Source organism: Streptomyces sp. NPDC036822 (assembly GCF_055609145.1).
Genome location: NZ_JBVJPY010000023.1, coordinates 59,643 through 73,816, shown reverse-complemented (window position 1 = coordinate 73,816; position 14,174 = coordinate 59,643). Strand labels below are relative to the sequence as shown.

At 71.3% G+C, this 14,174-nt stretch carries 15 protein-coding genes; 7 read left to right on the top strand and 8 right to left on the bottom strand.

The features are described from left to right. Positions 1 to 40: 40 nt before the first annotated feature. Both ACZ68P_RS32450 and ACZ68P_RS32445 read right to left on the bottom strand, forming a co-directional pair. Entirely contained in the window at positions 41 to 679 is a 639-nt protein-coding gene (locus ACZ68P_RS32450) for a lipoprotein (RefSeq protein WP_471012532.1), read from the bottom strand. Between the two features lie 24 nt (positions 680 to 703). Then, the gene (locus ACZ68P_RS32445; protein WP_471012530.1) at positions 704 to 985 is read right to left on the bottom strand and encodes a GntR family transcriptional regulator; all 282 of its coding nucleotides are present in this window, start codon (positions 983 to 985) and stop codon (positions 704 to 706) included. A gap of 150 nt (positions 986 to 1,135) precedes the next feature. On the opposite strand from ACZ68P_RS32445, the gene ACZ68P_RS32440 reads away from it, so the two are divergent. Both ACZ68P_RS32440 and ACZ68P_RS32435 read left to right on the top strand, forming a co-directional pair. After that, positions 1,136 to 1,480, top strand: coding sequence for a hypothetical protein (locus tag ACZ68P_RS32440; protein ID WP_471012529.1), 345 nt, complete (start codon positions 1,136 to 1,138; stop codon positions 1,478 to 1,480). 606 nt (positions 1,481 to 2,086) lie between these two features. Continuing rightward, positions 2,087 to 3,091, top strand: a complete 1,005-nt coding sequence (locus tag ACZ68P_RS32435; protein WP_471012527.1) for a BtrH N-terminal domain-containing protein — start codon at positions 2,087 to 2,089, stop codon at positions 3,089 to 3,091. Positions 3,092 to 3,204: 113 nt separating this feature from the next. Here the strand turns inward: ACZ68P_RS32435 and ACZ68P_RS32430 are convergent, their stop codons facing one another. Beyond that, complete coding sequence (locus ACZ68P_RS32430) at positions 3,205 to 4,872, bottom strand: fumarate hydratase (RefSeq protein WP_471012525.1); 1,668 nt, start codon at positions 4,870 to 4,872, stop codon at positions 3,205 to 3,207. A 140-nt stretch (positions 4,873 to 5,012) separates the two neighbouring features. Between ACZ68P_RS32430 and ACZ68P_RS32425 the strand changes: the two genes are divergently transcribed. The 3 genes from ACZ68P_RS32425 to ACZ68P_RS32415 all read left to right on the top strand — a co-directional run bounded on the left by ACZ68P_RS32425 (position 5,013) and on the right by ACZ68P_RS32415 (position 7,200). Further along, positions 5,013 to 5,711 (top strand): DUF11 domain-containing protein, encoded by a 699-nt coding sequence (locus tag ACZ68P_RS32425; RefSeq protein ID WP_471012523.1) that lies wholly within the window; start codon positions 5,013 to 5,015, stop codon positions 5,709 to 5,711. A 174-nt stretch (positions 5,712 to 5,885) separates the two neighbouring features. After that, positions 5,886 to 6,575 carry a DUF1707 SHOCT-like domain-containing protein gene (locus ACZ68P_RS32420; protein WP_471012521.1) on the top strand — a complete coding sequence of 230 codons (690 nt, stop codon included), beginning with the start codon at positions 5,886 to 5,888 and terminating at the stop codon, positions 6,573 to 6,575. A 256-nt stretch (positions 6,576 to 6,831) separates the two neighbouring features. Beyond that, complete coding sequence (locus ACZ68P_RS32415; protein WP_365714377.1) at positions 6,832 to 7,200, top strand: WhiB family transcriptional regulator; 369 nt, start codon at positions 6,832 to 6,834, stop codon at positions 7,198 to 7,200. A gap of 89 nt (positions 7,201 to 7,289) precedes the next feature. On the opposite strand, the gene glpX is transcribed toward ACZ68P_RS32415, so the two are convergent. Next, positions 7,290 to 8,321, bottom strand: a complete 1,032-nt coding sequence (glpX, locus tag ACZ68P_RS32410; RefSeq protein ID WP_365714378.1) for a class II fructose-bisphosphatase — start codon at positions 8,319 to 8,321, stop codon at positions 7,290 to 7,292. 115 nt (positions 8,322 to 8,436) lie between these two features. Here glpX and ACZ68P_RS32405 point away from each other — a divergent pair, with 115 nt between their 5' ends. Further along, the gene (locus ACZ68P_RS32405; protein ID WP_471012520.1) at positions 8,437 to 8,973 is read left to right on the top strand and encodes a DUF4245 domain-containing protein; all 537 of its coding nucleotides are present in this window, start codon (positions 8,437 to 8,439) and stop codon (positions 8,971 to 8,973) included. Positions 8,974 to 9,114: 141 nt separating this feature from the next. Here ACZ68P_RS32405 and ACZ68P_RS32400 read toward each other — a convergent pair whose 3' ends face one another. The 4 genes from ACZ68P_RS32400 to ACZ68P_RS32385 all read right to left on the bottom strand — a co-directional run bounded on the left by ACZ68P_RS32400 (position 9,115) and on the right by ACZ68P_RS32385 (position 12,947). After that, on the bottom strand, positions 9,115 to 9,705 hold the full coding sequence (locus tag ACZ68P_RS32400; protein WP_471012519.1) for a malonic semialdehyde reductase: 591 nt from the start codon (positions 9,703 to 9,705) through the stop codon (positions 9,115 to 9,117). Positions 9,706 to 9,839: 134 nt separating this feature from the next. After that, a complete protein-coding gene (locus ACZ68P_RS32395; RefSeq protein WP_365714381.1) occupies positions 9,840 to 10,064 on the bottom strand; it encodes an exodeoxyribonuclease VII small subunit in 225 nt (74 codons plus the stop codon). Positions 10,065 to 10,098: 34 nt separating this feature from the next. Continuing rightward, entirely contained in the window at positions 10,099 to 11,370 is a 1,272-nt protein-coding gene (gene xseA, locus ACZ68P_RS32390; protein ID WP_471012517.1) for an exodeoxyribonuclease VII large subunit, read from the bottom strand. A gap of 221 nt (positions 11,371 to 11,591) precedes the next feature. Continuing rightward, on the bottom strand, positions 11,592 to 12,947 hold the full coding sequence (locus ACZ68P_RS32385) for an APC family permease (RefSeq protein WP_471012516.1): 1,356 nt from the start codon (positions 12,945 to 12,947) through the stop codon (positions 11,592 to 11,594). Positions 12,948 to 13,165: 218 nt separating this feature from the next. On the opposite strand from ACZ68P_RS32385, the gene ACZ68P_RS32380 reads away from it, so the two are divergent. Next, on the top strand, positions 13,166 to 14,161 hold the full coding sequence (locus ACZ68P_RS32380; RefSeq protein ID WP_471012514.1) for a 4-hydroxy-3-methylbut-2-enyl diphosphate reductase: 996 nt from the start codon (positions 13,166 to 13,168) through the stop codon (positions 14,159 to 14,161). Positions 14,162 to 14,174: the final 13 nt, after the last annotated feature.

Below are 14,174 nucleotides of genomic sequence, written 5' to 3'. Positions count from 1 at the left end.
CCGTCCGGTGCGGGACGGGGGCCTCGGCGCGGGCGCCCGGTCAGAGGGCCTTGACGCTGGAGCGGGCCAGTTCGTACGCGGGGAGCATCTCGCGGTGCTCCTCGGTGTCGAGTCCGCCGAGGTGCACGATGACCGTGCCCTTCGGGGTGGAGACCGCGAAGGCGCTCTCCTCCTTGGACTCCTCCATCATCTCGTTGTAGACGGTGTACGTGACCTCGACGACGGGCAGCGCGCCCGCCTTCGTCTCCTTGTACGCGACCTTGGTGCTGTTCTCCTCGGCCTTCACGAACCCTTCGAGGGCCGTACGGGCCGCAGCGCCGGGGGCGGTCCAGACGCGCAGGTAGCCGATGTTCCCGGCGGGCTTGGCGTCGATCTCGCAGACCATCGTCGCCGGACCCTGCTTGCCGAGGGCGGCGGCGAGCTCGTCGCCCTCGTCGATCCGGACGGCCTTCGGCTTCCAGTCGGCCGCGAGGCCGAAGGACACGGGCAGAACGCACGCGGTGCCGGGCTCGCCGAGGGACGCGGCGGCCTTGATCCCGGCGGCCTCGGTCCCGGCGGCGGGCGCCTCCTTGACGTCCTGGGTCGGCGCCTTCTCGGTGCCGCACCCGGCGAGCACGCCGACGGCGGCGACGACGGCGAGGGCGGGCGCGAGGGCCCGTGCCCGTATGTGATGTCTCATGGGCGTCAGCCTAATGAGGGTGGGTCAGGCGTCGGGGGAGGGGCTGGTCGGTAGGGGATCGGCGACGAAGGTGCCCTTGCCGTGGACGGTCAGGATCAGCCCCCGCTCACGGAGCACCCGCGCCGCGCGCCGGACCGTCAGGTAGGCGACGCCGTACTCCTCGGCGAGATCCCGCTCGGCGGGCAGGCGGGCCCCGGGGGTCAGCTCTCCGGCCGCGATGCGCGCGGCGATGTGCTCCGCCACGGCGACGTACACCAGTTGCGGACCTTGCGGATCGAACTCGGGAATCGGGGCGCGGTCAGTCACACGACCAACGTAAGCACCGAAGACCTGTGCGAACCATTAGTGAGCTATGCAGAGCTATACATGGCTTGTAGGGTCATCAGGCACGAAGAACCCCGGCGAGGTGGCTAGACCTCCCGGGGCATGGCCACCAACCTCACAGGAGTTGATGACGTGCGGAACCCTATCGCGCGTACCCTCGGCGGGGCCCTGATCCCTGTCATGCTCTGGCTGTTGATGAGGACCCTGCCGCCCACCGGCCGCCACCGCGAGGCCCCGCCGCGCGCCCGGCACGCCGCCGCGCCGCGTCCGTCGCGGGCGCCCCGCGTCGCCGCCCGGCGCTCGCCGTACAGCCGCGAACAGGCCGCGCCTCTCGACGGGGCGCGTTCGCCGCTCGTCCGTCCGTACGTGGCGGCTGCCGCCGGCCGGGCGGCGCAGAGGAAGCGGCGGCGGGTGCTGTGGCTGGCGACGGTGGGGCTCGACGTGGACCACCGGAACATCCACGCGGGTGCCCGATGAGCGGGGGTACGGGCTCCCGCTGCGGAGCGCGTCGTTCGGTGTTCGCCGTGGCGGCCGTGGTGCGGCCGGTGTGTGCCGGGTCGGTCTGCGTCCTCGTGGTGGGACACGAAGGGCCGCACCGCGACCGGGCGGGGGATGCGTGGTGGGTGACGCCGGAGATCGCCGATGCGGTGAGTGTGTCCCTGTTCGCGCGTACGTTCATGGGTGAGGGCGAGCCGCCGGAGCGGGCGGCCGAACCGGAGTTCCGTTCGCCGCGCTGTGTCGTCGGCCGCCACGACCGGTGCCGGGATCACGTTCCCCGCGAGAGCGGGGTCCCGGGGGTACGGCACCTGGTGTGCGGGTGCTTGTGCCACGCGGCGCCCTGAGGGGGGAAGGCATGCCCGGCCTGGAATGCGAGGTGCTGCCCGGGGGACGCGTTGCCGAGACCCTGCATATCGGGTCCCACGGGCAACTTCCCTTGGCCCGCAACGCGCTCTTCGCCGCTATCCATGGGCGCGGACTATGTGCCCACAAGCCCCCGTACGCGAGGCGCATCTCGTCGGACCGGCGGGGGCACCGCAAGAACAATGATGACCCGACTGTCATCCCCGTCCAGGAGGGCACGGCATGACCACCGTAAGAGACATCGACGCCCGCGGCACGCAGCACTGTGAGACGACGGCCCTGGGCGTGTTGTTGCGGCACCAAGGACTTGATCTGTCCGAGCCCATGCTCTTCGGCCTTGGCTCCGGTCTGTCCTTCGTCTACTGGGACAGCAAGAACATGGACTTCCCCTTTCTCGGGGGACGGGTCAAGCCCTTCGACCTGACCGGCAACCTGGCCCTCAGGCTCGGGCTGGAACTCCTGACGCAGGAGACCACTTCACCGCGCAGGGCGTGGGACAACGTGGCGACCGCCATCGACGCCGGCCACCCCGTCGGACTCCAGGTCGACAGCTACTACCTGGACTACTTCGGCTCGAAGGTCCACTTCGGTGGTCACGTCGTCGCCATGTACGGCTACGACGATCACAGGGCCTACCTGGTGGACACCGACCAGCAAGGCGGCGCGGTCTCCACCAGCCTGACCAGCCTCGCCCAGGCCAGGGCCGCGCGAGGCCCGATGACAGCCAGGCACCGGTCCTTCACTCTCACCGCTCCGAACGACCCGCCCGCCCCACATGAGCAGATCGTCCCCGCTATCACCGCCTGCGCCGATGCCTTCCTCAGCCCGCCCATCGCCAACCTCGGATACCGCGGCATCGAGAAGGCCGGCAAGCTGGTACGCACATGGCTCCAGCGCACCGACAACCCGCAGCGGGACCTGCCGCAGGCCGCCCTGCTGATGGAGAAGGCCGGCACCGGCGGCGCTCTGTTCCGCAACCTCTACCGCGACTTCCTCGCCGAATGCACCGATCTGCTCAGCAGCGGCCACCTGCGCACCGGCCACACGCTGTACACCGAGGCAGCCATCCTGTGGACGGAGGTAGCGGCACTGATCAAGAAGGCTGGTGAAGCGGGTGACGCACAGTGCCTCGTCCAGGCCGGCTCGGTCCTTGGCGATCTCTCACGTGTAGAGCGCGAGGCTATGCAGGCGCTGAGCCGCCTGGGGAAGGAGCGGGGAGACCGGTGAGGCGGTCTCACGATCGTGGGCCGTCGCCAGGGTGTGCCGGGCGTCGTCCACGGCCGCGGGCAAGGGGAGAGCCCCCGGCGCGGGCCGGGGGCTCCGAAGGGCGCAGGGGCGTCTCAGGCGAGGCCGGGGCCCCGCACCGGGATGTGCGTGAACGTCGGCTCCGGCGCCGGGTTCTGGAAGAAGTCGTTGCCCTTGTCGTCCACCACGATGAACGCCGGGAAGTCCTCGACCTCGATCTTCCAGACCGCCTCCATGCCGAGCTCCTCGTACTCGACGACCTCGACCTTCTTGATGCAGTCCTGCGCCAGGCGCGCCGCCGGGCCGCCGATCGAGCCCAGGTAGAAGCCGCCGTGGCTGCCGCACGCGTCCGTGACCTGCTTGCTCCGGTTGCCCTTCGCCAGCATGACCTTGGAGCCGCCCGCCGCCTGGAACTGCTCGACGTACGAGTCCATGCGGCCGGCCGTCGTCGGGCCGAAGGAGCCGGAGGCGTAACCCTCGGGGGTCTTCGCCGGGCCGGCGTAGTAGACCGGGTGGTCCTTCAGGTACTGCGGCATCTCCTCGCCGGCGTCGAGGCGCTCCTTGATCTTGGCGTGCGCGATGTCGCGCGCCACGACCAGCGGGCCGGTCAGCGAGAGGCGGGTCTTGACGGGGTACTTCGTCAGCTCGGCGAGGATCTCGTCCATGGGCTGGTTCAGGTCGATCTTCACGACGTCACCCTCCGTGGACAGGTGCTCGTCGGTGGTCTCCGGCAGGAAGCGCGCCGGGTCGGTCTCCAGCTGCTCCAGGAAGACGCCCTCGGCGGTGATCTTCGCGACGGCCTGACGGTCGGCCGAGCAGGACACGGCGATCGCGACGGGCAGCGAGGCGCCGTGCCGGGGGAGGCGGACCACGCGGACGTCGTGGCAGAAGTACTTGCCGCCGAACTGCGCGCCGATGCCGATCTTCTGGGTCAGCTCGAAGACCTTCTCCTCCAGCTCCTTGTCCCGGAAGCCGTGACCCAGCTCCGAACCCTCGGCGGGCAGCTCGTCCAGGTAGTGCGCGGAGGCGTACTTCGCGGTCTTCAGGGCGAACTCGGCCGAGGTGCCGCCGACGACGATCGCCAGGTGGTACGGCGGGCAGGCGGCCGTGCCGAGCGAGCGGATCTTCTCCTCCAGGAACTTCATCATGCTCGCCTCGTTGAGCACGGCCTTCGTCTCCTGGTAGAGGAAGGACTTGTTGGCGGAGCCGCCGCCCTTGGCCATGAAGAGGAACTTGTAGGCGCCGCCGTCGGTCGCGTACAGCTCGATCTGCGCGGGCAGGTTCGAGCCGGTGTTCTTCTCGTCCCACATGGTCAGCGGGGCCATCTGCGAGTACCGCAGGTTGAGCTTGGTGTACGCGTCGTAGATGCCGCGCGAGAGGGCTTCCTCGTCGCCGCCCCGGGTCAGCACGTTCTGGCCGCGCTTGCCCATGACGATGGCGGTGCCGGTGTCCTGGCACATGGGCAGCACGCCGGCGGCGGCGATGTTCGCGTTCTTCAGGAGGTCGAGCGCGACGAACTTGTCGTTGCTCGACGCCTCCGGGTCGTCGATGATCCGGCGCAGCTGGGCCAGGTGGGCCGGGCGCAGGTAGTGCTGGATGTCGTGGATCGCCTCGGCGGCCAGCCGGCGCAGGGCCTCCGGCTCGACCTTGAGGAACGTACGGCCGTCGGCCTCGACGGTGGAGACACCATCGGCGGTCACCAGGCGGTAGGGCGTGGTGTCCTCTCCCAGGGGGAGCAGATCGGAGTACGCAAACTCTGGCATGACGGCAGCCATTCCTCACTCGGCAGACAGCAGCGCCGCCTCCATTGGCGGCGCGTCCTCCAGCGTAGAGCGCGGCCCGGCGGCGGCGTCTGTGAGGTAAGGCTCAGTTCCGGGCGGGTGATGTCCGTGTCGGCCAAGTGATGCTCACGCTGCGTGTCCTTCACCTCGCCTCGGGCGGGGAGTCCACATCGTGTCCGTACGTGGCCTGTGCACCGGCCGCCTCTTCCGTGCCGCCGGGGAGACCTCGATCGCGTACGGGAGCACGACCGATGAGATCTGGGTGGAGACGGGCCGTGGCCGTGGCCGCGGCGGCGCTGCTGTGGGGCGGTTTCGCGCCGCAGGACCACCCCGAACCATGTCTGCGCCTCTGTGCGGGCCCCGACCTGCGACCGGCCGCTCGACGGGGTCGGCGCGGTGGCGGCGGGCTTCGGACACAGCCTGGCCGTCGTCCTGCCCCCGCCGATCTGCGGGTCACGATCACCTCGGACGCGCCCGTGGCGAACGGGGAGGACCTGACGTACGCGGTCACGGTCCGCGACAACGGGCCGACCGCCGCCGACAACGTGGTGCTCGACGACAGCCTCCCCGGCGAGGGGCGGTTCGTCAGTGCCACGCCGAGCAGGGGGACGTGCGCCGTCCTGCCGCCCACCGGGTCGTCGGACACCGTGACCTGCGCGTTCGGCCGCATCGGGCGCAACGCCCAGGCGACCGCGACCATCAGGGTCGCGGTCAGGGCGACGGCGAGGACCGCGATCCCCGACACGGCGACAGCCGGGATCGGCACGCCCGACCCGAACCCGGGTGACAACACCGCGTCACTCCTCACGACGGTGGGCTGAGGGCCCGTCACACCCCCTGCCCCCACCGCCCGTCCCGCTCCTGCCGGAGCCCCGCGAGGCCCCTCCCGCCGCACCCGGCGACGGGAGGGGCCTTTCCCGCGCTCCGGCGGCCCTTTCCACACGGCCCGCGCGGTGGGCTAGTCGCGATCTATCGCGTTTCGCTAAGGTGGTGTCGTGGACCTCGACAAGCAGCCCCAGAAGCCGGTCGCCCCCGCCGAGCCCGCCCCGGCGCCCGCCGCCGTCGGCGACTCCCTGAGGGCCTCGGACGCCGACCGGGACCGGATCGCGGACATCCTCCGGGACGCCCTGGCGGAGGGGCGGATCGACGCCGAGGAGCATTCCGAGCGGATCGACGCGGTCTACCGCGCGAAGACCGTGGGCGAGTTGGAGCCCATCGTCCGCGACCTGCCCGCCGGTGCCCGCCCCCGCCCGGAGCCGGCGTCGGCGTACGCCTACGGTCCCGACGACACCTCGGGCCCCGCGGACAATCTCGTCGCCGTCTTCTCCAGCACCACCCGCAAGGGCCGCTGGCGCGTGAGCCGCCGGACCAACGCCTTCTCCCTCTTCGGGAACATCGAGATCGACCTGACCGAGGCGCTCTTCGCCCAGCGGCTCACCACCATCAACGCCACCTCCATCTTCGGCAACGTCGAGGTGCGGGTCCCGGAGAACATCAGCCTGCGGGGCAACGGCACCGGAATCTTCGGCAACTTCGAGGTCGTGAACCTGGAGGCCGCCGACCCGCAGGCCCCGGTCGTCGTGATCAACGGCTATTCGGTCTTCGGAAACGTCGAGGCCAAGCCCAAGCGCGGCAAGTGGATCACCGACCTCCAGAACCAGCTGCGCAAGCACCTCGGCCACTGACCGGGGGCCGCGGCCGTTCCGCGCCGGCCCGGCGTCGGTCACCGAGCGGGCGCGGTGACGGAGCTGACCGGGGCCGTGCCGGCCCCTGACCGGTCGCCGGGTCGGGGAGCCCCGCGGACGCCGATCCGGGTGACCGGATTCCGACCCTCGGATTCCGCACTCCGGAACTCCCTGGCACGCGGTGCATAGGCGTACGCACAGCGGGTAAGGCTGCTGCATCGTCTCTCGCTCGCGAAGCCGTCGTCAGGAGTAGACCGTGCTGCATCCGCCGCATCAGCCCCTCCAGGTCGCCGCCGTCCCTTCCCAGGCTGCCCCCGCACGGGAGGACGAGGCAGGCCCCTGGCATTCGGAGGCGGTGTGCCGCCGGGACGAAGCCGGACTATTCTTCGCCCCCTCCAAGGAGCCGACCGCCGCCCGGCTCTCGCGGGAGGAGGCCGCCAAGCGGGTCTGCGCCCGCTGCCCGGTGATGGTCGAGTGCCGCGAGCACGCGCTGCTCCAGCCGGAGCCGTACGGCGTGTGGGGCGGGCTGACCGCGGCCGAGCGCCGCGTGGTGCTCGCCCGGCGCCGGCGGCGCGAGGTGGAGCTCAGAAACGCCGCGACGGACCGGATCGCCGCCGCGGGCTGACGGCTCCGGCGGCCCGGCCGTACGAGAAGGGGCGCCCCCACCGCACATGGGGGCGCCCCTCTTCGTGTGTCCGTGCCCTGCGTCCGGCGCTACTTCGCGCGGTCGAAGTCGATCTTGCTGTAGGCGCGCAGCTTCGAGAGCCGGTGCGTCGAGTCGATCTGGCGGATCGTGCCCGACTTCGAGCGCATCACGAGAGACGACGTGGTCGCCGTCTCGGAGCGGTAGCGGACTCCCCGCAGCAGCTCGCCGTCGGTGATGCCGGTGGCCACGAAGAACACGTTCTCGCCGCTGACCAGGTCGTTCGTGGACAGCACCCGGTCGAGGTCGTGGCCGGCGTCGATCGCCTTCTGGCGCTCGGCGTCGTCCTTCGGCCACAGCTTGCCCTGGATCACACCGCCCAGGCACTTGATGGCGCAGGCCGAGATGATGCCCTCGGGCGTGCCGCCGATGCCGAGCAGCAGGTCGACGCCGGTGCCCTCGCGGACGGCCATGATCGAGCCGGCGACATCGCCGTCGGAGATGAACTTGATCCGGGCGCCGGTCTCGCGGATCTCCTTGACGATCCCCTCGTGGCGGGGACGGTCCAGGATGACGACCGTGACGTCCTCGGGCGCCATCCGCTTGGCCTTGGCGACCCGGCGGATGTTGACCGAGACGGGGGCGTTGATGTCGACGAAGTCGGCGGCCTCGGGGCCGGTGACCAGCTTGTCCATGTAGAAGACCGCGGACGGGTCGAACATGGTGCCGCGGTCGGCGGCGGCCAGGACGGCGATCGCGTTCGGCATGCCCTTGGCGTTGAGTGTGGTGCCGTCGATCGGGTCGACGGCGATGTCCACCTCGGCGCCGGTGCCGTCGCCGATGCGCTCCCCGTTGTAGAGCATGGGGGCTTCGTCCTTCTCGCCTTCGCCGATGACGACGACGCCGTTCATCGAGACGGTGGAGACGAGGGTCCGCATGGCGTTGACCGCGGCGCCGTCGGCGCCGATCTTGTCCCCGCGGCCGACCCAGCGGCCGGCGGCCATGGCGGCGGCCTCGGTGACACGTACCAGTTCGAGGGCGAGGTTGCGGTCGGGGGCCTCGGGCGAGACCTCGAGCTCGGACGGCAGATGATGCTCGGTCATCGGAGCGCACCTTTCTGTACGGCGACGGCCGGAATGGAGGGTGCTGCGACTCTATCGGTACGTCGACATATTGAGCAGAGGGGCCCACGTATGAGCGCGGCATCGTGATGCGACCATGGGGGGCGTGGCAGGTATGCGAGGCAGACAGACGGTCCGCGGGATGATTCAGTCCCTTGCGGTGATCTTGGTGGCCGCGGGCGTGATGTATTACTTCATCCCGCACGACGAGGACGCGAACCCGGTCCAGGTGAAGGACTACCGGGTGGAGCTCCTGACGGCCCAGCGGGCGGCGCCTTATCCGGTGCTGGCCCCCGAGGGCCTCGGTGGCGACTGGAAGGCGACGGTCGTCTCGTACAACCGCGAGCAGGGCGACACGTGGCGGCTGGGCTTCCTCGACCCGGACACGCAGTACGTGGCCCTCTACCAGTCGACGTCGGAGCCGAGGAAGTTCGTCCCGGACGTGACGCAGCGGGCCAAGGACTCCGGGAAGACGCAGACGGTGGCCGGTCAGGTCTGGCAGCGCTGGGAGGGCCCCCACTACGACGCCCTCGTGCGCACGGACGGCAAGGCGACGACCGTGGTGACCGGCACGGCCTCGTTCGAGCGGCTGGCGGAGATGGCCGGCTCGCTGCGGGCGGGCAAGGCGGCGTAGACGCGATCCGCCGGTACGGGAAAGGCCCCCGGGCGCGATGCGCTGGGGGCCTTTTCACGTCGGAATCCGGGGCGGAATCCGGGCCGGATCGCGGGGATCCGGGTGGGGTCCGCGGGGGATCCGCGTCGGATCCCGTCGGGCTCAGACGGTGGTGATGACCTCGTCGTAGGCCAGGCGCGGGGAGCGGGGGAACCAGGCGTCCTCGCCCGGCTTGCCGATGTTGACGACCATCAGCGGAGTGTGGTCGTCGTCCAGGAACTCCTTCTGGACGCCGGCGAAGTCGAGGCCGGTCATCGGGCCGGCGGCGAGGCCGGCGGCGCGGACGCCGATGATGAAGTAGGCGGCCTGGAGGGCGGCGTTCAGCAGGGCCGAACCCTCGCGGACCGGGCGCTCGGCGAAGAACATGTCCTTGGCCTGCGGGAAGTGCGGGAGCAGGGCCGGCAGGTCCTCGTGGAACTCGTTGTCGGCGGACAGGATCGCGACGAGCGGGGCGGCGGCGGTCTTGGGCTGGTTGCCCTCGGCCATGTGCTTGATCAGACGCTCGCGGGCCTCGGGGGAGCGGACCAGGGTGATGCGCAGCGGGGTCTGGTTGAAGGCGGTCGGGCCGAACTTCACCAGGTCGTAGATCGCCTGGACCTGCTCGTCCGTCACCGGCTCGTCGGTGAACGTGTTGGCGGTGCGGGCCTCGCGGAAGAGGAGGTCCTGGGCGGCGGGGTCAAGAACGAGAGACATCTGCGTACCTTCCGGACAAGCAAGGGGGTCAAGCGATGCCTCGACCGTACGTCGACGTTTGGTTAATTTTCAACTAAACGAACCGGATAGTGGTCCGGTTCACAGGCGTACGGGAGATTCGTACCCCGGCCGGGTCACCCCTCGTCGTCCGCGGCCTCCGCCGCCAGCGAGGCGTCGAGCCGCGCCCTGGCCCCTTCCAGCCACCGCCGGCACACCTTCGCCAGCTCCTCGCCGCGCTCCCAGAGGGCCAGGGACTCCTCCAGGGTCGTCCCGCCCGCCTCCAGCCGCCGGACGACCTCGATCAGCTCGTCCCGCGCCTGCTCGTACCCGAGCGCTGCCTCTTCCACCGTGCCTGCCATGCGCACCACCCTATGCGTGGGGTCGGACAAGGGATCAGGACCCGTCCGCGTGAGTCTCCTGTGCACCGCCGGCGGCGAGGGGCTCTGAACCCCGCGGCGCGCCGACACGGCGCACCGCGAAGTCGCCGGCCGCCACCCTGGCCCGCAGCTCCTCGTCCGCCGCGACCTCCTCCGGGCTGCGCACCACCGAGCCGTCCGCCCGCTGGAGCACCGCGTACCCGCGCTCCATCGTCGCGGCCGGCGACAGGGCCCGTACCCGCGCGCGGGTGTGCGACAGCTCGGAGTCGGCCCGGTCGAGGAGGTGCCCGAGCGTCCGCCGGCTGCGCGCGAGGAGGGCGTCCAGCTCGTCCTCGCGCAGCTCCACCATCCGCTGCGGATGCTCCATGACGGGCCGCGTCAGCGCGTGGGCCAGCCCCCGCTCCTCGCGTTCGAGCAGCCCCCGCACCGTCCGCAGCGCCCGGTCCCGCAGTCCCCGCACCCGCTCCAGCTCCTCCCCGACGTCCGGTACGACCTTCTTGGCCGCGTCCGTCGGCGTGGAGGCCCGCAGGTCGGCGACCAGGTCGAGCAGGGGCGAGTCGGGTTCGTGGCCGATCGCGGAGACCACCGGCGTACGGCAGTCGGCGACCGCCCGGATCAGCTGCTCGTCGGAGAACGGCAGCAGGTCCTCCACGCTGCCGCCGCCCCGGGCCACGATGATCACGTCCACACCCTCGTGGGCGTCGAGCTCCTTGACGGCCTGGACGACCTGCGGCACGGCCTTCACGCCCTGGACGGCGACGTTGCGCACCTCGAACCGGACGGCGGGCCAGCGCCGCCGGGCGTTCTCCAGGACGTCCCGCTCGGCGGCGGAGGCGCGGCCCGAGACGAGGCCGACGAGCTGAGGGAGGAACGGCAGCGGCTTCTTGCGGTCGAGCGCGAACAACCCCTCGGCGCCCAGGCTCCGCTTCAGCTGCTCCAGGCGGGCCAGCAGCTCCCCGATGCCGACCGGCTTGATCTCCACGGCCCGCAGCGAGAGCTGCCCGCGCGGCGCGTACCACTCGGGCTTGGCGTGCACGACGACCCGCGCGCCCTCGGAGACGATGTCGGCGACGGCGTCGAACACCTGGCGGTAGCAGGTGACGCCGATGGAGATGTCGTGCGACGGGTCCCGCAGGGTCAGGAAGACGACGCCCGCGCCGGGGCGCCGCGACAGCTGCGTGATCTGCCCCTCGACCCACACGGCTCCGAGCCGGTCGATCCAGCGCCCGATGAGCCGGGAGACCTCCCCGACGGGAATCGGCGCTTCGGCGGACGTAGTGAGAGCCATGCGCCGAGACTAGTGGCCCGCTCGGACATCCGAACGGGCCCCGCCCGCCCGCCACGATCGACGTGTCGTTCGCCCGGCCTGAGCGTCACGCTCGTCGCCGTGTCGTTCCCCCCGGCCTGCTCGTCACATCCCCCTGTCGCTCCCCGGCCCGCTCGTCACGTCCGCCCTGTCGCTCCCCGGCTCGTCCGTCACGTCCGCCTTGTCGCTCCCCGGCTCGTCCGTCACGTCCGCCGCGTCGTCCCCTGCACGGCGAGGACCACCAGCCCCACGCCCAGCCACACCACACCCACCAGCTGCGCCGATGTCGCCGCCTCCGCGATCACCGCCACCAGGATCGCCGCGCCCACCACCGGCGCCACCACGTGCTTGAGCACATGCGGGGGCCCCTCCGCCCGCCGTACCGCGAACCAGCCCACCACGCTCGCGTGCAGCAGCACGAACGCCGTCAGCGCCCCGATGTCGACGACCGACACCAGGTGGTCCAGCCCGTCGTCCCGCCGCGCCGCCCACACCGCCGCCACCATCGTCACGGTCGCCGCGACCAGGAGCGCCACCCGCGGCACCCCCGAGTCCGTCCGCGCGAGCGCCCGCGGCAGCCGCCGGTCGCGGCCCATCGCGAAGAGGAGCCTGCCCCCCGCGGCCTGCCCCGCCAGCGCGGCGAACGCCGCGCCGATCGCCTTGGAGACCGCCACCAGGTCGTGCAGCCAGCCGCCCACGGACACTTCCACGGCGTCGTAGAAGGCCGACCCCTGCTTCACCGGCTCGGCCGCCAGCTCCGCCGACGACACCGGTTCGAGGAGCGCCACCAGATACGTCTGGGCGATGAACAGCACGCCGGCGAGCGCCAGACAGAACAGCACCGCCCGCGCGACCTTCGCCGAACCGCCCGTGACCTCCTCGGCGAAGGAGGCGATCGCGTCGAAGCCGAGGTACGACAGCACGGCCACCGACACCGCGCCCAGCACGGCGGCGAGCGAGAACGACACGTCGCCCGTCAGCGGCGACCACCAGTCGCGCCGCGCCCCGTCCCGTACGAGAACGACCACGGCCGAGACGACGAAGACCAGCAGCACCACGATCTCCATCGCGAGCACCGCGAAGCCGACCCGCGCCGCCGCGCGCACGCCCCACAGGTTGAGCAGGGTCGTGATCACCACCGCGATCCCGGTCCAGACCCACCGGTCGACCTCGGGGACCAGTGCCTCCATGGCGATCCCCGCGAACAGGTAGGCCACCGCGGGGATCAGCAGGTAGTCGAGCATCGCCATCCACCCGGCGACGAAGCCGGGGCCCTCGCCCAGACCCTTGCGGGCGTAGGTGAAGACCGATCCCGCCTGCGGGGCGACCCGCACCATCTGCGCGTAGCTGAACGCGGTGAACGCCATGGCGACCGTCGCGACGAGGTACACCAGCGCCACCGCGCCGTGCGACTTCGCGTCGAGCGTGCCGAAGACACCGACCGGGGCCATGGGCGCGATGAAGAGCAGGCCGTAGACGACGAGGTCGCGGAAGCCGAGGGTCCGCCGCAGTCCGGTGTGCGCCGCGACCGGCGGCTCCTGCTGTGATTCCTGCGCCATGCGGCCAGTCTCGGCCACCGAGTCGATCATCCGCCTGACCGACGCGGCCGAAGGGACTCACGTACGCCGACGGGGCGGGCGGGGTGAAGGACGCCCCCGCCGGCCGGCCCCGCGGTCGTTTCCCCGGCCGGCCCGCGGCCCGTCCTGCGCTCCGCCCTCCGTCGTCCGTACGAGTGGCTGTGAGCAGGGCCCTCGAGGCGCGGCCTTACGATGGGCGCATGACTGCTACGCCCGCGACCAACCGCCCGAAGCGTGTCCTGCTCGCCGCTCCCCGCGGCTATTGCGCGGGTGTGGACCGTGCCGTGATCGCCGTGGAGAAGGCCCTGGAGCAGTACGGGTCGCCGATCTACGTCCGTCACGAGATCGTCCACAACAAGTACGTCGTCCAGACGCTGGAGCGGAAGGGCGCGATCTTCGTCGACCAGGCGACCGAGGTGCCCCCGGGCAACATCGTCATGTTCTCCGCGCACGGCGTGGCGCCGACCGTCCACGAGGAGGCCCGGCAGGGCCGGCTCGCGACCATCGACGCGACCTGCCCGCTGGTCACCAAGGTGCACAAGGAGGCCGTCCGGTACGCCGAGGCCGACTTCGACATCCTGCTGATCGGCCACGAGGGCCACGAGGAGGTCATCGGCACCTCCGGCGAGGCGCCCGACCACATCCAGCTGGTCGACGGCCCGGAGGACGTGGCCAAGGTGGAGGTGCGCGACCCCTCCAAGGTCGTCTGGCTCTCCCAGACCACGCTCTCGGTCGACGAGACGATGGAGACGGTCGACGCCCTGCAGAACAAGTTCCCGCAGCTGATCTCCCCGCCGTCCAGCGACATCTGCTACGCCACGCAGAACCGGCAGACCGCCATCAAGGAGCTCGCCGGTCAGGCGGAGCTGGTGATCGTGGTCGGCTCGAAGAACTCCTCGAACTCCATCCGCATGGTCGAGGTCGCCAAGCAGGCCGGCGTGCCGGAGGCGTACCTCGTCGACTTCGCCGACGAGATCGACGAGGCCTGGCTGGAAGGCGTCACGACCGTCGGCCTCTCCTCCGGCGCCTCGGTGCCGGACGTCCTGGTCGAGGAGGTCCTGGTGTGGCTCTCCGAGCGCGGCTACGCCGACGTGGAGGTCGTGAAGACCGCCGACGAGTCCCTGACGTTCTCGCTCCCCAAGGAGCTCCGCAACAAGGACCTGCGTGCCGAGGCCGCCGCGCTCCTCGAGGAGTGAACACCAGGGGGTG